This window comes from Nostoc sp. (genome assembly GCF_036917535.1).
GTDB lineage: Bacteria > Cyanobacteriota > Cyanobacteriia > Cyanobacteriales > Nostocaceae > Nostoc.
Genome location: NZ_JBALDA010000064.1, coordinates 25,593 through 46,377 on the forward strand (window position 1 = coordinate 25,593; position 20,785 = coordinate 46,377).

Below are 20,785 nucleotides of genomic sequence, written 5' to 3' on the forward strand. Positions count from 1 at the left end.
TTGATATGATTGCTGACAGTTGTACCCCTGTGATGATTCCACTAATTCGTTCTAACACGCGATCGGAGGTAGTCACAGATACTCAAGGTCAAGCGATCGTAGGCGCACGGGTAGAAGCTATACAACCAGATCGGGAGACTAAGCGTTTTTTTGTCACCAACGGTGCTGGAGTTTATTATTTAGAAGACTTGCTACAGGGTAAGTACAACTGTCAATCCCCTAAGATACTTCCAAAAAATAAATTTTCCCAAATTATTTGTACATTATCTATGCAAAATCGCAAAAGCCTCTTTCCTCCTGCTCCCTGCCACCTGCAAGAACTGCGGTCTAAATGATAAGTCTTTAGCCGGATACGATATGAGACACCATACATTTCTGGAAAAGACATTGTGGCGTGTGTAGTAATAAAGCAAATATCACTTGATGCTCAATTTAGCTCAAGGGGGTCTAATGATTGATCGCTTTGTAAATCTAATTTTTATCGATTCCTTCGCTGTAGTAATTAACCTGACATTTGGTACATTACTTCGCACGAAAATCTGCAATTATTCATGGGATGGAATTGTAAATGATGAGCTTTCAACACCAGAAAGTAGCGCTAGTTCTTCTGAATCTTCACCATCCTTAAAAGAGGTACAAACCACTCATATTCCATAAAGCTTACCTGCTATAACGATTCTCATTTGAATGAAATACCGGCTTAGGGGCGTACATCTGTGCGCCTCTATGAGAATCTATGTTTATCTGTAGTTAATTATATTGATTGTCACAAGCAACAAATAGAATTTTAATGGGAATACAGTAAAATCCAAAGGAATTTTTCTTGTTGATGGGCAATGCTACCCAAAATAAGCAGAGCAGCGGAAGTTAAAAATGTTATTCCTTCAGGGCATTTAGGAATATTAGACTCGGAAAACTTTGTTGGCAAAGGCAAGCAGTGGATGAATAACAACTAAGTCATAATTTATAAACACCTGCAATCTGAACTTTTCCGTTCGCTGCAAATTACCACTGATATAGTAAAGCGATTTCAAGGTATGGAACTACTTATTATAATTGTGAGTATAGTTCGCAATAATAGTAAAAAAGGTGTTGGATTTGACAAGAAACCAGAACGAGTTAACGTTGCATTTTCCTGCGCTAAAGAACTACTAGTAATTGTGGGTTGTCATTCGCTATTTACTCAGCAGCGTGGACAAGTCGGGAGGATGTACTCCAATGTTTCCCACATCGTGCGTCTACATGGAGGTTTCGTTGATGTTTATCGCCTCTTCTGCTAAACCGATTGATGATAATCTCAAGAATTTTGTAGACGAAATTGAAGCGCAAAGCTCAAGTTTATCAGTTTTGGTAGCGCGTGAATTCCGTTATAGTTTGCGGCAAACTCCTGTAGAACTAAATATCAAAGAACCCCGCCAGTTTAATGTACTTGAAGAATTTATTATCCGTGCTGCTATTGAATTTCAACCTCCGCCAACAGAAGATGAATTAGCCTCTGTACTTGGACTTGATTCTGTATTTATTAAAACTACTACTACAACTCTTCGTTCCTTACAAACTCTATCACCAACATCGCCACTAACAGTTACTCCTGAAGGTCGCTTATTTTATGAAAAAGGGTCTGTACCACAACCGCCATATCCTATACAAATTAATGCTATTACAGACCCTTTAAGCAACAAGATAACCTTTCAATCTGAATCACTAAACGAGACAGTGATAAATTTGCCTGATTTGGCAGACTTTATAACTATTGATAATGTAATTGCTGATATTGCTTCTTTACCATTTGAGGAAATCCAAAAAAGTATTCAAGCTTCAGGTTTAGCACTTCATGTACCAGAAGAGGGAAAAATCGTCACTTCCTGTAAGGTACTAGCTTCGACTCAAAAAATTTGGAGAAAGATATCGCTTTTCGTTATATTTGATGCTCTTGAAGAGAAATTGACCATTCAAATAAGAAATGGAAAGCAAATTTTAGAGTCAGCATCAAATTGGTTAGAACTGCTACATAGTAAAAGTAAAATATCTTTGCAAGCATTATGCAAATTGTCAACCGAAACCATCAATTTTCAACGTGAAGCCATTCTCAAGCAAAAAAATACTGAAATAGAAGCTAGAGTCGAAAAGATTCGCCAGAAGGCGCTAGAAGCTGCCCCAAAAGCCAATAATGAGGTAGGTAACTATAAAATATTAGGTGAAGTTATACAGTTACGCGATGGACAAATTAGCCTAGCTTTTTCAGAAGTTTTAAATTCGGCTAAAAGTCAAATTCTAATCTATTCTCCTTGGGTAAATCAAACAGTTGTCAATGAAAAATTTCTAACTTTGTTACAGAAATTAGCTAATCGCGGAGTTTGGATTTTAATTGGATATGGAATTGCGCGGCGACAAGAAGATGAAGATAAACCAATTCCACCAGAATTAGAAAAAAAACTTCGAGCGATAAAAACACCTGATGGTTTACCATCTGTACAGGTTTTTTGGTTGGGAGATTCCCATATCAAAGAAGTAATAGTTGATCAACAAATACATCTTTGCGGATCTCATAACTGGTTATCTTATCGCGGCGATTACCTACCACGAGGTGAGTCCGTTTATAAAGTGACAATTCCCTTTCAAGTCCAGGAAGCTTATGAATTTCTTGCTAATCGCTTCCAAAATCACGCTCAAAAATTATGGCAAAATGCTCTAAAAAACCGCGATTATAAACTAGCTATAGAGCCCTTATGTATATGGGGTGCGCTAGGTATGGAAGATATTGCACTCAAAGAGATACATAAAAATAATTGGTTTGAACTTCTGCCTGTATGGTTGAATGTAACAATACAGGGATTAAAGTCGAAAAACTTATCAGGTGATTCAGCAAGTTTTAAAACTGCACTTTCGTTGCTGAGTCAAGTTTCTATTGAAGAGGCTTTTATTGAATTATTGCAACAGGGATGGCGTAAAGTCATCGGCATGATCGCAGTTAACAATCCCGAAACTGCTTTCAACTTACTTAGTCATGAAGTATGGGCGCAATTTATACGTCTCAAGATTGTTCAAGAAAGTGATTCACCCAATGATTTTATTTTGCACTGTATTTGACCCACACTAAAATATTTTTCATACACCAATAGTAACAATTTATCAAAATACACCTGAGAAATATGCCGTCTTGATTTCGCGGGAATTGACAATTAAACGATTCTTAACCTTTGATAGACTTAAAGATAGATCCAGAGATTCGTCTTGTTCGATACAATTTATTAAATAGAGAGAGCCGAGGAGAACAAGGTGGTCTTATTAAAAGGCTTTGAGATTGAGATGTACACTGGCACGCCTCAAGGTGAAATCGTCGGTCTCTCCGACAAAATTGTTGCGGCTTTGGATGGATTTATGCGCGAACCAGATAGCCGCAACGTTGAATACATAACTAAACCATCTCACAATTACGAAAATTTATTGTGTGCTTTGCTGCGTCCCCGGCGGCAGTTGCGAAACTACCTCAATCGTTTGGGCAATTATACCTTAATACCAGGGAGTACTTTATCTTTGGGTGGGAGCGATCGCTTTCTCCGTTCCGATCCAGCAAACCCCTATCATGATTACATTGAGAACACTTACGGCACGAAAGTAGTCACCGCTAGCGTACACATAAATATAGGCATCAGCGACCCAGAAGTATTAATGCGGGCGTGTCGAGTGATCCGTATGGAAGCGCCCTTATTTCTCGCCCTCAGCGCCTCATCTCCCTTCTTGGATGGCAAAGCTACTGGCTATCACTCTACCCGTTGGGGCATCTTCCCACAAACGCCTAGCTATGTCCCCTTATTTGCTAGCCACGCCGCTCATATCCAGTGGGTGGAAGATCAACTCGTTGCCGGAACCATGCAGAATGTGCGGCATTTGTGGACATCGGTGCGACCAAATGGCGATCGCCGTCCATACAACTTGAATCGCCTAGAATTGCGAATTTGCGATTTAGTCACAGATCCTATTGCCTTATTAGCAATTACTGCCTTATTAGAAGCGCGTTTATTGCAAATAATCGAAAATCCCAGCATCGATCCGTTAACCCAAAGTACTTTCTCTGCTGAAGAACTTGTGACTCTGACTGCTGACAATGAAGCTGCTGCTGCTACTGGTAGTCTTGATGCTCAGTTAAGGCATTGGCAAGATGGTAGAAGCATTGTCGCAAGAGATTGGATTGCCGAAATTTACCAAGATGTTTGGGCGATCGCCAAGCAACAAGGTTTTAGCTGTTTCCTTTCCCCTTTGCACAAAATCCTCCGCGAAGGCAATGAAGCTCAACAGTGGTTACAGTTACACGCAGTTGGTTTTGACAGCCAGTGCGTAATCACTCAAGCTATTATTGCCACCCAAGAGCGCGAAATTGAACTCGAAGACAAATTATGTTCGTCTCTTTTGGGTTAACTCAAAAGCCATTGGGGATTGGGCATTGAGAAAACGCTTTGTTTATGAAAAAAGTTAGGTTTAAAACCTCGCCCCTTGTGGGCGAAAGAATCCTTATCTCCCAAAGTACGTAGAAACCCCAACGCCAGTTCTCTCAAGTCGGGAAACCCGCCCACAAGACTGGCTTCCCCTTGTGGGTAGCTGAATTTAATTTTGAATTTTGAATTTTGAATTTTGAATTGATTATTTATCCCCTTGTCTCCTCATCTCCCCACTCTTGTCTTCATACAAATGGTAGATTTTATTGCAGTCACTACCAGCTTTAAAATACACAAGTATTCACTTTTTCTACACAAAACTTAATATTTACCGATTGTAGCCAAATATCCTCTCAGGCATTGCTTTGGGATGATTTGTACTCCGTTTTAAAAATCTAATCGGTAGAAGATACTTGATTATTATTAAAAAAACCTATGAATAGCCTCTATCTTTTGGTAGATTTAACATTGGCAATAAATTGTTTTATACAATACTTAAATTGTACGGATAATGCCTCAGGTAGTTTTAGTTAACCCGCAGATACCTCCTAATACAGGTAATATTGCCCGTACTTGTGCAGCTACGGGTACAGAGTTACATCTGGTGGGCCCTTTGGGGTTTGAAATTAGCGATCGCTACCTCAAAAGAGCTGGCTTAGATTACTGGCCTTATGTAAAACTACACTATCACGAATCCCTTGAAGCCTTTAAAACCGTACATCAGGGGCGTGGCGGCAGATGGTTGGGTTATACGGTTAGTGGAAATTGTAATTATGTAAGCTTTCAGTTTCAACCTGATGATTGGCTTCTCTTTGGTAGTGAAACTACGGGCTTACCATCAGCGATTCTGTCAGATTGCGATGCTACCCTCTATATTCCCATGAGCCAATCGGGGGTTCGCAGTTTGAATCTGTCAGTAAGTGTAGCAATTGGCTTATTTGAAACCCGTCGTCAGTTAGGATATTTACAATAGTTGTTTACAATAGTTGTTTACATGAATAGTTATAAGTGTATTTACTTGTAACTTTTTTATAAACCTATTAGACAATTCATTTTTGACTACAAAAATTTTCTGGAACAGCAAAAATATGTAAAATAATATACAAAAGTTTGGGTTTATTTGCAAAATGTAGTGGAAGATACTTACAAGTATAGTAAGGTTATTATAAGAAATTTGTATATGAAACTTGGGATATTGCCAAATTTGAATGATAGATTTTGATGAATTTGAAACATCTTAAACTAGGAACAAAACCGCTAAAATCCAGTCATGTCTTACATTTGAGCTATTTTTGCTCAATAAAGGACAGAAATCAGCCCAAAAGTAGCCGATAGTTAATACGGTTGTTTTTTAGGGAATAATCAACGTAAAGTCTCGTGTTGAGAAGACGGATCGGGTAGAAATATCTTGAAGATATCTACAGCAGGGGGCATAACTTTTCCAGAAGTCGCCGCAATTTAATTCTCAGCAGCGACTTGGACTTGGCAGATATGTTTGTCCAGTCCCCGCAATTGATGCAAGACAAGCGCGGATAATGGTAAAGACTAAGATCAATCGTCCTAAGTGGTGTTAGGAGTGGTTCGGACAAGTAAACGCTGCAAAATTTAAGTTTTGCTAACAGATGTTGTGAACTTGTCTAAATCAGAGAAGCAGGTTAATCTTGCGTAAGCATCTCTGGTGAATGTGATCTCGATCTATCGTTCGTTGTGATCTAAATCATTGACTAGTATCCAACTGAAAAATCGAGGTCAATTAAGCGCTAGCGATCAATAGGAGGTCGTCTTTGAAACGAGCATTGAAAAAGAGAGTAAAAGCTGTGTTGAACAATAACCCCAGCAGCAATGATGCCCCGGTAGAACTGCTAAATGTGATAAATCCAAAAGTTAATAGCCGGGTGCGGACAAAAGCGGCAATGATTGGCTTGGCAATCTCTATGGGAGCAACCAGCCTTTTGGTGACTCGACAAAGCGATCAAGCCCAAGCAGCGGTGCCAGTAGGCAGCCAAAAGGCAACCTCAACAATTCCTGCTGTTCCTGACATCAAGGTGAAATTCGCCTCCACTAAGCTGGGGTCCCAAGCAGTCTCATCAGTGAGCGTGCCGGAAAATCCTGTAATCGTGGAACCAACGGCAGTCTCACAAGTGCCTGGGCTTGAAGCTAAATGGCAAGTCGCGGCAAGTGGAATATCTTTGCAAGTTCCTGCATCGAACACGTTTTCTCAAACAAACGCAGGTTATAAAAATTCCACTTACCTGAAGCCCAAACTGGCACAGGGATTGAACAATACCTTAGCCGAAACTAGTTTTCCAACAGTCAATAATCTGTCTGACTATAGTGTTGATAGTACAAACGCACCACTAATTGCCCAGCCACAAACAGTGGCAACATCTGGCGCAGTCAACAGTGAAATAAATGCACAACTTAAGGCGCAACAAGAGTTCGCACTAAATCGCTTACAAGAAAAGTCGAACCGTTTAAGAAAAAGTCTGGCGCAGTTACAGTCTGGAGAAACCAAAAATTTATCACAAGCTGATATAGAATTGGCGCAGCCGACAACTGTAGTTGAGAAGACTGTATTAGCAGCCCAGTTAGACACTTCTAGCGATGCAAGCCAAGCGAACCTGATATCGAGGTTAAAACAGAAGACACAGACAAGTGCATCTGTCCCAGCGACGCCAATAGTGATTGCCTCCTCGACACATACAGCCTACGAAGTTAAGCCTGGAGATACACTAGCAGCGATCGCCAGCAGATACAATACTTCAGTATCAGAACTAGTTAAAGCAAATAACCTCAATAATCCCAATGAGCTGCAAATTAGTCAAAAACTAGTTATTCCTGCTGTTAAAGTTGAGGCAACTATAGCGAGTCAGCCCACTTTTGTAGAGTCTAGCAAAACTTCTCATGTTACTACCTCCCCTTTGAATATTGGTAGTGCCAACTCATATCTACCTAGTTTACCATCACCAACTATTGCCGACAAAAGTAGCAGCGTTGCTGCCCCTACACCGATAACTGTACAGATTCAGGCAAATAGTGCAACCGACTTAGAAACCGCCTCCCCTACAGCTAAGTCTTATGGCGTTGGTGGTGACATTGCAGTGCCACAAGCTTTTGCCGAAATGCAACAGCCTAAGACACCAGCAAATAGGGTAGCAAGGGTAAACAATAGCTATAATGACCGTTTGCGGGGCTTACAAACGGAAATCCAGAGGTTACAGCAGAAATATCGCGCTCAACAGTCTGGTAATTCAATTGTACCAGCAGCAGCGATTGAAGCTAATAATGCTGCGATACTCACTCCTATTTCTACTCCTAATAATTTCACCGCACCCAACCCTGTATCTAGAACGAATAGTGTAGCAATACCAATTCCAGTTCCGACACCAATTCGCTCTAACTATAGCGTTCAGCCAGTTAAGCCCCAATTCCAAGCTTCTGTACGGGCTACCGAACCAGTAAACCCAGAGTTCTTGCCTAATCTAGGTTCTGCTAGTCAGTGGACTCCCTCTGGCACTCAATCTGCCACAAGGGTTGCAACGCCTTCTGTCAGAGTAAATGCCTCTGACTCTTTAGGAAAGATGCGAGGAACCACAGTTTCTCCACAGGTATTACCGCCTTTGGCAGCAGTGGATCAATATCTTCCCAGACCCATTGACGAACTTACACCTCCTCCATCTACTTCAACCTTGGCTTATATCTGGCCGACGAAGGGTACTCTCACTTCTGGCTTTGGTATGCGCTGGGGAAGACCGCATAAGGGAATTGATATTGCTAACTCTACTGGCACGCCAGTTGTTGCCTCAGCTGACGGTACAATAGAGAAAGCTGGCTGGAACAATGGTGGCTACGGCAACCTCGTCGAAATCCATCATCCTGATGGCAGTAGCACCCGCTATGCTCATAACAGTAAAATTCTAGTGCAACCGGGTCAACATGTACATCAAGGAGAAACAATTGCTTTAATGGGTACTACTGGTCACAGTACTGGCCCACACAGCCACTTTGAAATTCATCCATCAGGCAAGGGTGCTGTTAACCCAATAGCCTTTCTACCACAACGCCTGTAATTCTTAGTTGTCTTTAACTAAATCATTGCTTTAGTTAGTTGAGGGAGTTTACCTCCCTCTTCAACTTCTTACTACCTCAATAGGGATGAAAGTTCTAACAAAATTGCAAAAGAGGCTAGTCTTGAGCAAATTTATATGCTATATTGGTTAATGATTTTGAAAAACATGGCTCAGTAGCTCAGTTGGTTAGAGCACGGGACTCATAAGCCTGGGGTCGTTGGTTCAACTCCGACCTGAGCCACTTTAAAAATACGATAAAATAAGGGTTTCAGCTTCTAGTCATCAATAGTACTAAGAAGCTGAAGTTATTAAACCACTTTATATTTTTTAATATATTTGTCTTGATTTTATTTGCATAAACTTGCATACTAATAAATACAAAGGCAATTTGTAGAACTAATTAGAAAGCTAAAAAGCTTATCTACAAAGGCTTCTGGGGTTATAGCGCAGTTGGTAGCGCACCTCAATGGCATTGAGGGGGTCAGCGGTTCGAATCCGCTTAGCTCCATTATTAAAACCTACTTACTCAAAACCTATCTTGTGAGTGGAACAATAACTTTACCGCAGGTCTCGAAGATACTAAGAAGCACTTCGCTAGGCACAGTGTTGAATGCAAAGACTACCCAAGCCTTTGGAATCATCTTTGCAAGTTCCTCCGTACCTGACGAGGTGTGGGCGACGAGTTCGGTATTATGAGCATTCATTGGGAGCGAGCAGCTTACGATCACCTTACCTTAAAGGTCACCTGTCTGACTCAATAGGTCGTCCATTCGGGACTAAAGCACAGCCAGCCAGAGGACATCGACTTCCTGCACAGCCTCACCCAGTGTGCTCGCCCCCGCATTCCCATAAGCGTCCTGCGCGAGCTTCTTCAGTTTATCGTGGCGGCGCGCGTAACTGAATACTACCTCATGCCTCGCACAGGCGAAGAGCGTCCCGAATTTGCCACGCATCAATCCCGAACCTAGAATGCCAACTTGCATACTGCTCTCCCTGGTCTATCGCTGCCAGCTATCAGCCTTGCATATGTTGCCTTGCTTAGTGAACTACGGAATGCAACCAGAGAACACATTTTTTGCCGTTTAGCGACCGGTCATTTGCTCCAGCTTTTCGGGGTATCTAGCCCCTTGTACCGTGATCTTGGAGGCGGCGTCATCGATATCATGCAGATCGTCGGGTGTGAGTTCGACTGAGACTGCCCCAATGTTTTCGTCCAAGCGATGCAACTTCGTGGTGCCTGGGATCGGAACAATCCACGGCTTCTGAGCAAGCAGCCAGGCGATCGCAATTTGAGCAGGTGTCGCCTGCTTCTGTTCTGCAATGCTGCCAAGCAGATTAATCAAGACCTGATTTGCCTTGAGAGCCTCTGGCGTGAAGCGAGGTAGGGTGCTGCGCAAGTCGGAGCTGTCGAAGGTCGTGCTTTCGTCGATCTTGCCAGTGAGAAAGCCCTTGCCCAGCGGGCTGTACGGGACAAAGCCGATTCCGAGTTCCTCAAGGGTCGGTATTACTTCCTTCTCAGGAGTCCTTGTCCACAGCGAGTATTCGCTCTGGAGAGCAGTAATCGGCTGAACCGCGTGTGCACGACGGATCGTTTGCACTCCTGCTTCAGAGAGTCCAAAGTGCTTCACTTTACCTGACTGAATCAGTTCTTTCACCGCTCCTGCCACGTCTTCAATCGGCACGTTCGGGTCAACTCGGTGCTGATAGAGCAGGTCAATTGTTTCAACCTTGAGTCGCTTGAGCGAACCCTCCACAGCCTGCTTGATGTGCTCTGGGCGGCTGTTCACTCCAGGTGAACCCTTCATTCCGCGGGGATCGAAATTAGGACTTAGGTCGAACCCGAATTTGGTAGCAATCACCACTTGCCCGCGCAAGGGAGCGAGGGCTTCGCCTACAAGCTCTTCGTTCAAGAACGGGCCGTAGACCTCGGCGGTGTCAAAGAATGTAATGCCACGTTCGACGGCGGCCTTTAAAAGAGCAGTCATCTCTTGGGTGTCTTTGGGCGGGCCATAAGAAAAGCTCATTCCCATGCAGCCAAGCCCAATAGCTGAGACTTCCAGATTACTGTTTCCAAGTTTACGCTTTTGCATTTTTTGAACTCCTGTTTTTAAGTTAGTTGTGAACCACTTCTTTTGATGTCCATTTGCTTAATTCCTTCACTTGATGCCATTTCGGTGGCTAGCAGGCAAGTCTCTTGTGCAATCAAAACTGAGTTTTTTCTTGAATAAAAATCCAGAATGTTTATAAGAAGCCGAAATCATTTTTCATTGCTTTAGGTTCATTCTAGGAATTCTCAAGAGTAAGGAATAGAACGATCGTCTAAAATTGTTGTACAATTCTGCAAACTTAGAAATGAACGCTGCCAAAACGAGTGAAAAGTCTCATATCGATTTAATGAACGACCCGCAGGCAAAGCGCGAGGCAGACAGAGCGCAAGCCAATAGAGACGAACTGAAAGAGCATATTGTGCAGATGATTCATCATGATGGGACGATTGAGCCACTGAAAGGATTGCGCTTCAACCGCTCCTCTTCGCCTTCGGAATCCTGTCATAGTATCTCTATCCCTGCCTTTTGTGTGATTGCTCAGGGCAGCAAAGAAGTTCTTCTGGGCAAGGATCGCTATCAATACGACCCTATACATTATCTGCTTGCTACGGTTGAACTGCCGATTGTCAGCCGAATTCTGGAAGCGTCCAAGGAGCAACCGTACCTTAGCCTTCGCCTCGATCTCGACCCCACCCTCGTTAGCTCAGTGATGGTCGAGGCAGGGCATCCCTCATCGCGCAGCCGTGCTCATGTAAAAGCGATTGACGTAAGTCCGTTGGATGCAAATCTGTTGGACGCTGTGGTGCGGCTCGTCAGGCTTCTAGATTCCCCTGCTGAAGCTCATGTTCTTGCACCACTGATTAAGCGGGAAATCATTTACCGACTCCTGATGGGAGAGCAAGGTAATCGGCTCCGTCATATTGCAGTTTTCGGTGGCTACACCTACTACATTGCTAGAGCCGTCGAGCGACTTCGTAAAGATTTTAAGGAGCCGCTTCGTATTGAAAGCATCGCCCGAGAGCTGGGAATGAGTGTCTCAGGCTTTCACCATCACTTCAAGTCTGTCACTGCAATGAGTCCTTTGCAGTTCCAGAAGCAACTGCGGCTCCAAGAGGCTCGCCGTCTGATGCTGGGGGAAAACCTTGACGCTACCAGTGCTGCTTACCAAGTGGGGTACGACGATGCCTCACACTTCAACCGAGAGTACAAGCGGCTCTTTGGTGCCCCACCGATACGTGATGTGGAGCGGCTGCGAGAAACTGTTAAGGAGACTGTTAGTTCTATATGATCTCCTCAATATGCGCTAATCTTGCCAGAAACCGCTAAAAAATTGTGAAGACAGCTCTGTGTAGCGCACCGTATGCTGAATGTTTTCTCTCCTATATAGTACTGAATAGATTGTGTATCGTGCCCATTACAACTTCGCTAACGGCAAAGTTATGGTTTCACTCACAGATTTCGGTACGGTGATAATTTGTTTAAATTTAGGTTAATAAAAAGTTATTTATCCTTAACCACTGTTTTATAATGCCCTTTAACTACAGTATCTAGCTGAAGTTACCGCAGATTTAAGGGAAAAATTTGATGAACCAGGGGCAACGTACTTTTCAATCAAGGAGATATTTGACTGAATTAGTTCAGACTTATATTGTTAAAGCTTTATATACTACAAGACAGTGGCGCGTACAACTAATACGAAATTGGTTGTACAAATATTCTTTATTGGGTGTTGCGTCTCTATTCTTAGTCGGAGTTAGCTTGAGTGTAATAATGGCTGCCTGCTCTCCACGTGATATCAAGAATACTGGTAATACTAATGCAGTTTCCCAGAATGATGTAACACTAACGTTTGTTTCTTACTCAGTTACTAGTGCAGCATACCAGCAGATCATTCCTAAATTTATTGAACAGTGGAAGAAAGAACATAACCAAAACGTCACTTTCAATCAAAGCTATGATGGGTCTGGTTCCCAGACTCTTGCTGTGATTGACGGTAAAGAAGCTGATGTGGTACACCTGTCACTTGCCCTTGATATAAATAAACTTGTTCAGGCAGGTTTTATTCAACCAGGGTGGGAAAAAGAAGCGCCTAATGATGCAATTGTTACCAGATCTCTAGATGCGATCGCTATTCGTGAAGGTAATCCCAAAAATATCAAAACTTGGGCAGATTTGGCACGAGATGGCGTAAATGTGGTTACACCTGACCCTAGAACCTCTGGCGGTGCTCGCTGGAATTTTCTTAGTCTCTGGGGTTCTGTAACAGAAACTGGCAAAACTGAAAATCAAGCAATAGACTTTACCTCCAAAGTCTATAACAATGCACCTTTGTTACCTAAAACGGCTCGAAATGCCACTGAATTATTTTTCAACGATAATCAAGGAGATGTGCTGCTCAACTACGAAAACGAGATGATTTTGCTAGCAAAAAACGGTAAAAAAATCTCATATATTGTGCCTGACATTAATATCTCCATCGACAATCCTATTGCTGTTGTAGATAAAAATGTTGATAAACATGGTACTCGTCCGATTGCAGAAGCATTTATCAAATTTCTTTACACCCCAGAGTCGCAACGAGAGTTTACCAATTTAGGATTTCGTCCTGTTGACTTGACTGTTTCAAAAGAAACGGAAGGCAAATTTCCTAAAATTAAAACGATATTCAAAGCTCAAGATTTAGGAGGATGGGACGAAATTCAGAAAAAATTCTTTGATGAAGGTGCAATCTTTGACAAAATTCGAGCGAAAAAGTCTTAGAATTTCTATTAGACATCTCCGAAAATGAAGGAACGGCGAACAACCGTTCGCTCCTACAAAGGGTTTTGGCGAACGCATATTTAATTTCTGGAGATGTCTATTATCTAATCATCTTCTCTAAAGCGATTTGCAAATCTTGGGTCAAATCGCTCACAGCCTGTCTAGACGCTTGGCGATCGCCCTGACAATTTCTAAAGCGTTCTGTAACTGAAATTGGCTCTCCCACAGTGATTTGTGTCTGTCGCAAACCTAACCGAGGTCGCCCCGGAAGTGTTGTATCCTGAATTCGAGAAAGCATATCGAATACAAGCAAAGCTGTTTCTGCAAACCGATCCGCCGTTGGTTGTTCCTGAATATAAGTAGCTGTGACTGCAACAAAACTTTCCACTATCCGCATGTGCCGCATTCGCAAGTCGGCTTCTTCTGCAATCCAGTCTGCCAAACCGCGTTTGAAGGGTGCTAAAGCATTGATATCTGGCAAATCGTCTCGGTAAATGTAACTCCAGCCAGCCTCTTCCAAACGGCGACAGCGGTCAATAAAATTACCCTGCGCTTGAACTCCAAAATATTGTTCGCTAACTTGTAAAGCCTTATCCAGTAAGCAATGAAGTCGGGCAACTAATATCTGATTAGCACTAGCAGATTCATCAGTTGAGATGGTTTTTGGGATGTCTTGATGATAGAAGCGACGATAAAAATCTTCCATCTCGGTAATCAGATATTCAGCTAACCTACAGAGGCGTTGATAGTAAATCTCTTCGCGATTGCCCGAATCAATTTCCAAAGCTTTCAAGCCACTATCAGCTTCTAACTTACTTAAGAGCCAATCTATCTTAGACCAAGGTGGCTCAACGTAGCGATACTGGATAGCGATCGGCACAACGATCACAATCTCAGAACGGTTAGCTTTTTCTAAGTCTTCTACACACCAGAACCCCATTTGAGCAACACCAGGTTCTAAGGGGCTAACAATGCCACTATGACCATTAGTACCGCCTTCCGGCGCTACTGCGATCGGTAGTGCGCCATTAGCAAACAACTCCCGTGCTTTTTGGATAGCTTGCCGATCTAGTCGCCTACCACGACGAACTGGTACACCCCCCAAGAGAGAGAACAGCCAACCTAGCCACTTTCCAGCCCAAACTGTCATACCCCGGTCATAAAGAAAATAGCTGTGAACCAGAGATTTTAGGGTAATACCTTTTTGACGAGCCACTTGTGGCACTATGCGAGAAAGCAAATACTGCATACAGAGGGGATCGTCCACCTCTGGGTGGCGAAATGCCAACAAAAAGCGAATTTTTCCAGCCTGAAATTGTTGATAGAGTTCAGCTAATACTTCAACATTCTTGGCTTCAACCTTGACAATCCCAGCTGGTAACCAAGGGCGAGTACGAAACCGTAGTGCGATCGGCAGTAACCACCGAAAAATCTGGAGTACCAGCGGATTCAACCGTTGGGGAATAAATTTTAATGGTGGTTGAGTAGACTGAATCGATCTAGGCAAGTCACTCTCCAGATTGTAAGTAGGTCGGTGTGAATATTTATCGTTGGAATGAGGCAGGAGGCAGGAGGGAAGAAGGTTTAAGTCTATTTAATTTTTATTAACATAGTTTTGTTTTTCGACACCATTCTACTTATTTCTAGCGATTGTACAACGTGTGGTCTTGGTTTTGCGTAAACCCTGAGCCTTTTATGGTCAAGCTTTTTAATCACTACGTTTCGCTCTCTTGACTCCTTAGCACTCCTTAATTTTTCAACGATAGACCCTAAGTATCGAATCAAAAATTAGTTGGGATGTTTAGGAAAATTACGGAATAAATAGGCAAATACAGCTAAATTTAACACAAAAACTAATGTTTTAATCAGAGATATTCCTCGAATTAATTCATAAATCTCTGGTGGAATACTGATACCGACAAGTCCCAAAACTAAAACATGTGCCCAACGCTTTTCGTACCATAAACCAACGGCTTCAATAGCAGTAACAATAGCATAGATTCCGGTTCCGATGCCGCTAAATGCCAGAGTTCTAGGATTTAAGTTAACAACTTTCTTTAAAAGCCAATCAATGATTATCGATTTACCTTCTAAAACATAATTTTCTGAAAACACCTCTAGAGTTTGATAATTTTTTAATGTCAATAATAAAGCGATCGAAGTAACCATAAGCAGCAAGGCGGCAAATGATTTGTAGAGAACAATTGCCACTAACCCCAATGGACGCTTTTCCAAACAACCCCCTAAGTATAGATAAGTCAAATTTTGAACGTTCAAAATTACCTGAGTGCTGTAAAGTCAGAGTTCACCTCCTTATCCAGAGATTCTTCTAACTAAGTACGGCTTTGAATCGGTGCAATGGATGCAATACCATACTTTCTTCTCTCCAAACACCTTGCCTAACAAGAAAAATAACCCCATTTTGATAATAAATGGAATTTCAATTGATTTAAATGCGCGTAGGCTAGCAAGAACCGCAGGCATAGCACATTTTAATCAAATATTTACAATGGAGGTTAGCGGACTCGAACCGCTGACATCCTGCTTGCAAAGCAGGCGCTCTACCAACTGAGCTAAACCCCCATAAACTTAAAATAGTAGATAAACTTTGATTACCGTTGTTATTGTAACTTATATTGTTCTATTACCAAAGGGATGAAGCCAGAAAATACCCAAGTTGTCGCAGTACTGTATAAATTTGTTAAGCTGCCAGATTTTGCCGAAAAACGAGATCCTCTGCTGTCTTACTGCCAAGCGCAAGGTGTCAAGGGGACGATTTTGCTGGCATTTGAAGGGATTAATGGTACAATTGTCGGTTCGCGTCAGGCGATTGACTCGGTTCTCTGGTTTCTACGTTCTGACCCCCGTCTAGCAGACTTAGAATCCAAAGAGTTCTATACCGAAACCCCACCCTTTGAGCGGATGAAGGTACGGTTGAAGCAAGAAATTGTCACTTTGGGGTTGCCAGAAATCGACCCAAATGAGCAAGTTGGTATCTATGTCAATCCCCAAGAATGGAATGATTTAATTGCCAATCCAGAAGTAACTGTGATTGACACGCGCAATGATTATGAGGTGAATATCGGTACTTTCCAAGGGGCAAGAAATCCCCAAACTGAATCATTCCGCGAATTTCCCGATTATGTGCGCTACCATCTCGACCCAACTAAACACAAAAAGATTGCTCTCTTTTGTACAGGCGGCATTCGCTGTGAAAAAGCCTCATCCTTCATGCTTGCCCAAGGCTTTACAGAAGTTTATCATCTCAAGGGCGGCATTCTTAAGTATTTGCAGGAAGTTCCAGCACAAGAAAGTTTATGGGAAGGAGAATGTTTTGTTTTTGATGAGCGGGTAGCCGTTAGTCATGGGTTGAAGAAAGGGAGTTATGAGTTGTGCCTCTGTTGTGGACGTCCGATTTCTGAGGAAGATAAGATGTCTCCTAAATATGAGCAAGGTATCTCCTGTCCCTATTGTTTTGATAGCCTTAACGAAGACAAAAAAGCGCGTCAGCAGGAAAAATGGCGCCACTATCAAACCCAAGTTGGTAAAAAAAATCAGGATATAAGTTGAAGAAGAATTTATAACTCATAATTCGGAATTTAAGGGCAAAATTACTGTAAATCTAGTACCAACTCCAACTTTGCTTGTAACGCTGATTTGACCTCTATGAGCATCGACGCACCTTTTAACGATTACTAACCCCAATCCAGTACCCTGAATTGATTTGACATTTGAGGCTCGGTAAAATGATTCAAACAGTCGAGCTTGGTCTGGTTCGGGAATGCCCATACCTCGATCTTGAATGTAAAAAATTGCTACTTTCTCAATTGGGTTGCATATTAAATTAAACTGAATCTTGCCACCTTGGGGAGAATATTTAACCGCGTTTGAGAGAAGATTTGCAAACAGATAATGTAAAAGTCCTTCATCCATTACAGCAGATGTATTCTCACTATGACAGGTAAAAACAATTTCACATACGCTGCTTTTAACAATCAAAAAATCTTCAATTAGCTCTTGACAAAATTGCTTTAGGTTAAGAGGAGCAGGGTTGAATATGAGTTTTTCTGCTTCCGCTCGACCCATAAATAGCACTTCTTCCATGAGTTTTTCCATAGATTGCACAGCGCCTTGAATTCGCTTTAAATAGACGCCTCTTTTTGTATCTGTCAAATTTGCTCCTTGCATTTCCATGAGTTCTACTGCCGTTTGCACAACAGTCAGGGGATTACGGAACTCATGAGAGACAGTAGAGATAAATAGGGACTTGAGACGGTTAAGTTCTTGCTCCTTTTCCAATGCTTGCTCTAGCAATTTTGATTGGCGTCGTTCGCTAAGATCCCAGAAAACAACTAATACACCATTTATCTCGTCAGATCCTCGCTTCAATGGTGAAGCACTATCGCCAATAGGAACTCTTTTGGCGTCTTTAGTAATTAGAGATTTAAATTCTCCTAAATAAACAACCTGTTGCTCCCGCAGCACTTTTGTCACAGGATTTTCTAATGTAACCTCTGTAATTTCATCAACAATATGAAAAATCTTCGCCGCTTCATTTCCTAAAGCATCTTTTTGTTGCCAGCCAGTCAGCACCTCAGCCGCAGGATTCATAAATGTTATTTTTCCCTGCTCATTTGCGGCAATTACAGCATCACTCATTGAGTTTAAAAGGGTTGCTAACTGATCTCGATTTTCCCGCAGTTCGCGTTCTAAGCGGTGTTTTAACAGACCAATCTCGATCGCGATTTTTAAATCTTTTGTAGTAAATGGTTTAACGATGTATCCGAAAGGTTGAGTAATTTTGGCTCTTTCTAAAGTATGATCGTCGCCATAAGCGGTTAAATAAATTACAGGTACATCTAACTGCTGGCGAATCTGAGTGGCGGTAGCAATACCGTCCATATCACCTTTAAGAATAATATCCATTAATACTAGTTCTGGTTGAGTTTCCGATGCCTTGGCAATGGCAATTTTTCCAGATGAAGCTGTACCTGTAACAATGTATCCTAGTTGACTAAGTTGACTAGCAATAGTTCTAGCCACAATTACTTCATCTTCAACAACTAAAATCCTAGCTTGACCCATTTGATATTTATTAATGCAAAGTTAACTGCGTAAATTTTATTTTGAATACTGTTCCATGATTGCGTTCTAAAGTAATTTCGCCTTCTAGTTGTTCTGTAACCAAGTCATATACTAACGACAGACCCAAAGAATCAGTATTTCTCCAATCTAAATTATCTGGTAAACCAATCCCATTATCTCGGATAGTCATTTCGATACTATTGCCCACATTATGTAAAGCAATACTGATTGTGCCTACTTGTTGATTGGGAAAAGCGTGTTTGAGGGCATTGGAGACTAATTCGTTAATCACCAATCCACAGGCAATAGCTTGATCGACATTCAAGCTTACTGAATCTATATCAGCTTCTAGAGAAATTTTCCCAGGACATATTTGATAGGAAATTAGCAAGCTGGCTGCTAAATTACTGATATAGTCAGCGACATCAATTTGTCCTATATTAGCTGAAGTATATAAATTTTTGTGAATTAGAGATATTGACTCAATTCGATTTTGACTTTCTCGAAGAACTTTGATTATTTCCGGGTTTTTGAGTGTTTGAGACTGAAGTTGTAATAAACTGGAGACAATTTGCAAATTATTTTTAACTCGATGATGAACTTCTTTTAAAAGAACTTCTTTTTCAGCTAAGGCCGTTTTTAACTTGATTTGAGCTTTTTGTCTTTGAACAAGTTCAGTTTGAGCTTGCTCTAAGATGCTGGATTGTTGAATTGCGATCGCTAATTGGACTGTCACTTGATCGAGCAAATCTAATTGACTTTCTTCCCACTCACGAAAAGCAGAGCATTGGTGAGCAATCAGTAAACCCCAAATGTGAGAGCCAGGGTTTTGAGAGCTTACTTCTAGTAGAATGGGCACAACTAAATTTGCTTTCACCTCAAACTGTTCTAACAGGCTAATATGGCAATCAGTTAGTCCAGCTTCATAAATATTAGCGATCGCTCGTTTGCGTCCCTGATAATATTCCAATCCTGCGCCTGTTGGAAAACACGTATCATGAATCTCTACACCTAAAGAAACCGTCCATCCAGGTTCCACTGATTCCGCCATAATTGTGCCGATCATCTTTGAGTCAAACTGATAAACTACTACTCGATCAACCCCAAGTAAATCTCGCACTTCTCGAACTGTCGCATTTAGAATATCTTGAAGATTCAAAGATTGACGAATCCGTTGAGAAACAGTTCGCATCAATTGCTCTCGCTCGGCTTGGGCTTTTAGAGCTAGTTCAGTTTGCTTACGTTCTGTGATATCTTGCCCAATACTAATAATTTGACCATTTGAAAGGTAAACATTAGTCCAAGACGTATCTAGTGAACGACCATCGCGCACCTGAGTTTTAAAGTCACCCCAAATGCGTTGTGCAGACTGCATAAAACTAATTATATGTTGTCGATATTCAGGATTAGGATATAGGAGTTCCAAAACATCATCAGTTTGGAAATCTTGAAATTTCCAACCGAGAATATTTTCCCATTCTTGGTTCACCCACTGGAGTTTACCATTGGCATTGACCAGGGCAATCATCAATGGTATGCTTTCAAAAATTATCCGCAAAAACTCATTTTTTTCTTGGAGTTTTGTTTCGGCATTTTTGCGGTCATTGATATCATTAAATACCGTTAAAATCGCTGATTCATTGTTAAAATTTAAATACTGTAAAGAAGCGATCGCCCAAAAACGAGTTCCATCTGCTTTTTTTAATTGCAGTTCATAATTATGAATAAAACCTTGATGATTAAGAACTGTAAACAGTAATTCTAAATCTGTGAGATTATAATATAAATCTCCAATATTTTTATGATTAACTAAATACTCTGGAGAAAACTGAAATGTTTGAAGCAACTCTGTATTAGCGTATAAAATTAACCCATCAGACACACGCGAAATAATAAATGGAACAGGAATAGCTTCAGAAATAACTCGAAATCTAGCTTCACTTTGTTGAAGAGTTCTTTCTATTTGTTTGTGTTCTGTGATGTCTCGTATATGAACTAAGCAAGCTTTATAACTGCCATAGTCTATTGTCTGTGTGAAAATTTCAACATCAATAATCTCTCCATTTTTTCGCTGATGTCGCCATTGCCTAGTAAAATCCAAGATAGAGTGCTTTTGTTCTAAATATTCAAGCAAGATAGGCACATCTTCTGAAGGGCGAATGTCAGTTATTCGCATTTGTAAGAACTCTTCTCGTGAGTAGCCGTAGTGAACAACAGCAGCTTCATTTACATCTAAAAATTGTAGATTATTCTGGTTATATACCCACATAGGGGTGGGATTTCTGGAGAAAAGTAAATTAAAGCTCCTTTGACTTTCATTTTCAGGAAATAGCATTGGTGGTTATGTGATAAAAGTTTTTATTATGTACTAATTTTAATGAGTTTA

The 20,785-nt window shown here is 41.5% G+C and carries 15 protein-coding genes, 3 tRNA genes and 1 pseudogene; 12 read left to right on the forward strand and 7 right to left on the reverse strand.

Annotation, left to right across the window (positions count from 1 at the left end; all coding sequences use genetic code 11):
- Nucleotides 1-5: 5 nt before the first annotated feature.
- The 9 genes and pseudogenes from V7K56_RS21080 to V7K56_RS21120 all read left to right on the forward strand — a co-directional run bounded on the left by V7K56_RS21080 (nt 6) and on the right by V7K56_RS21120 (nt 9,014).
- Entirely contained in the window at nt 6-335 is a 330-nt protein-coding gene (locus V7K56_RS21080; protein WP_334913238.1) for a carboxypeptidase-like regulatory domain-containing protein, read from the forward strand.
- An 88-nt stretch (nt 336-423) separates the two neighbouring features.
- On the forward strand, nt 424-657 hold the full coding sequence (locus tag V7K56_RS21085) for a hypothetical protein (protein ID WP_334913240.1): 234 nt from the start codon (nt 424-426) through the stop codon (nt 655-657).
- 305 nt (nt 658-962) lie between these two features.
- Nucleotides 963-1,280: pseudogene (locus V7K56_RS21090) on the forward strand (AAA domain-containing protein); the annotation flags it as partial.
- Nucleotides 1,258-3,090: a hypothetical protein gene (locus V7K56_RS21095; RefSeq protein ID WP_334913242.1), complete on the forward strand. Its 1,833-nt coding sequence runs from the start codon at nt 1,258-1,260 to the stop codon at nt 3,088-3,090. The pseudogene V7K56_RS21090 and the gene V7K56_RS21095, both read left to right, overlap by 23 nt.
- 189 nt (nt 3,091-3,279) lie before the next feature.
- Nucleotides 3,280-4,419: a glutamate--cysteine ligase gene (gene gshA / locus V7K56_RS21100; RefSeq protein WP_334913244.1), complete on the forward strand. Its 1,140-nt coding sequence runs from the start codon at nt 3,280-3,282 to the stop codon at nt 4,417-4,419.
- 528 nt (nt 4,420-4,947) lie between these two features.
- A complete protein-coding gene (locus V7K56_RS21105; RefSeq protein WP_334913246.1) occupies nt 4,948-5,409 on the forward strand; it encodes a tRNA (cytidine(34)-2'-O)-methyltransferase in 462 nt (153 codons plus the stop codon).
- A gap of 811 nt (nt 5,410-6,220) precedes the next feature.
- Nucleotides 6,221-8,506: a peptidoglycan DD-metalloendopeptidase family protein gene (locus tag V7K56_RS21110; protein ID WP_334913248.1), complete on the forward strand. Its 2,286-nt coding sequence runs from the start codon at nt 6,221-6,223 to the stop codon at nt 8,504-8,506.
- A gap of 167 nt (nt 8,507-8,673) precedes the next feature.
- Nucleotides 8,674-8,747, forward strand: a tRNA-Met gene (locus V7K56_RS21115).
- Between the two features lie 194 nt (nt 8,748-8,941).
- Nucleotides 8,942-9,014, forward strand: a tRNA-Ala gene (locus tag V7K56_RS21120).
- Nucleotides 9,015-9,282: 268 nt separating this feature from the next.
- Here V7K56_RS21120 and V7K56_RS21125 read toward each other — a convergent pair.
- Both V7K56_RS21125 and V7K56_RS21130 read right to left on the reverse strand, forming a co-directional pair.
- Nucleotides 9,283-9,489, reverse strand: coding sequence for an NAD(P)-binding domain-containing protein (locus tag V7K56_RS21125; protein WP_334913250.1), 207 nt, complete (start codon nt 9,487-9,489; stop codon nt 9,283-9,285).
- Between the two features lie 99 nt (nt 9,490-9,588).
- The gene (locus V7K56_RS21130; protein ID WP_334913252.1) at nt 9,589-10,596 is read right to left on the reverse strand and encodes an aldo/keto reductase; all 1,008 of its coding nucleotides are present in this window, start codon (nt 10,594-10,596) and stop codon (nt 9,589-9,591) included.
- Between the two features lie 262 nt (nt 10,597-10,858).
- Here V7K56_RS21130 and V7K56_RS21135 point away from each other — a divergent pair, with 262 nt between their 5' ends.
- A complete protein-coding gene (locus V7K56_RS21135) occupies nt 10,859-11,842 on the forward strand; it encodes an AraC family transcriptional regulator (RefSeq protein ID WP_334913254.1) in 984 nt (327 codons plus the stop codon).
- A gap of 296 nt (nt 11,843-12,138) precedes the next feature.
- Nucleotides 12,139-13,314, forward strand: a complete 1,176-nt coding sequence (locus tag V7K56_RS21140; protein WP_442940131.1) for a sulfate ABC transporter substrate-binding protein — start codon at nt 12,139-12,141, stop codon at nt 13,312-13,314.
- Between the two features lie 100 nt (nt 13,315-13,414).
- Here the strand turns inward: V7K56_RS21140 and V7K56_RS21145 are convergent, their stop codons facing one another.
- The 3 genes from V7K56_RS21145 to V7K56_RS21155 all read right to left on the reverse strand — a co-directional run bounded on the left by V7K56_RS21145 (nt 13,415) and on the right by V7K56_RS21155 (nt 15,897).
- A complete protein-coding gene (locus V7K56_RS21145) occupies nt 13,415-14,821 on the reverse strand; it encodes a 1-acyl-sn-glycerol-3-phosphate acyltransferase (protein WP_334913259.1) in 1,407 nt (468 codons plus the stop codon).
- Between the two features lie 281 nt (nt 14,822-15,102).
- Nucleotides 15,103-15,549, reverse strand: a complete 447-nt coding sequence (locus V7K56_RS21150) for a DUF2127 domain-containing protein (protein WP_334913261.1) — start codon at nt 15,547-15,549, stop codon at nt 15,103-15,105.
- A gap of 275 nt (nt 15,550-15,824) precedes the next feature.
- A tRNA-Ala gene (locus V7K56_RS21155) sits at nt 15,825-15,897 on the reverse strand.
- A gap of 72 nt (nt 15,898-15,969) precedes the next feature.
- On the opposite strand from V7K56_RS21155, the gene trhO reads away from it, so the two are divergent.
- A complete protein-coding gene (gene trhO, locus V7K56_RS21160; protein ID WP_334913263.1) occupies nt 15,970-16,884 on the forward strand; it encodes an oxygen-dependent tRNA uridine(34) hydroxylase TrhO in 915 nt (304 codons plus the stop codon).
- A 15-nt stretch (nt 16,885-16,899) separates the two neighbouring features.
- Here trhO and V7K56_RS21165 read toward each other — a convergent pair whose 3' ends face one another.
- Entirely contained in the window at nt 16,900-18,399 is a 1,500-nt protein-coding gene (locus V7K56_RS21165) for a hybrid sensor histidine kinase/response regulator (RefSeq protein WP_334913265.1), read from the reverse strand.
- Between the two features lie 10 nt (nt 18,400-18,409).
- Nucleotides 18,410-20,734: a PAS domain S-box protein gene (locus tag V7K56_RS21170; protein WP_334913267.1), complete on the reverse strand. Its 2,325-nt coding sequence runs from the start codon at nt 20,732-20,734 to the stop codon at nt 18,410-18,412.
- Nucleotides 20,735-20,785 lie beyond the last annotated feature (51 nt).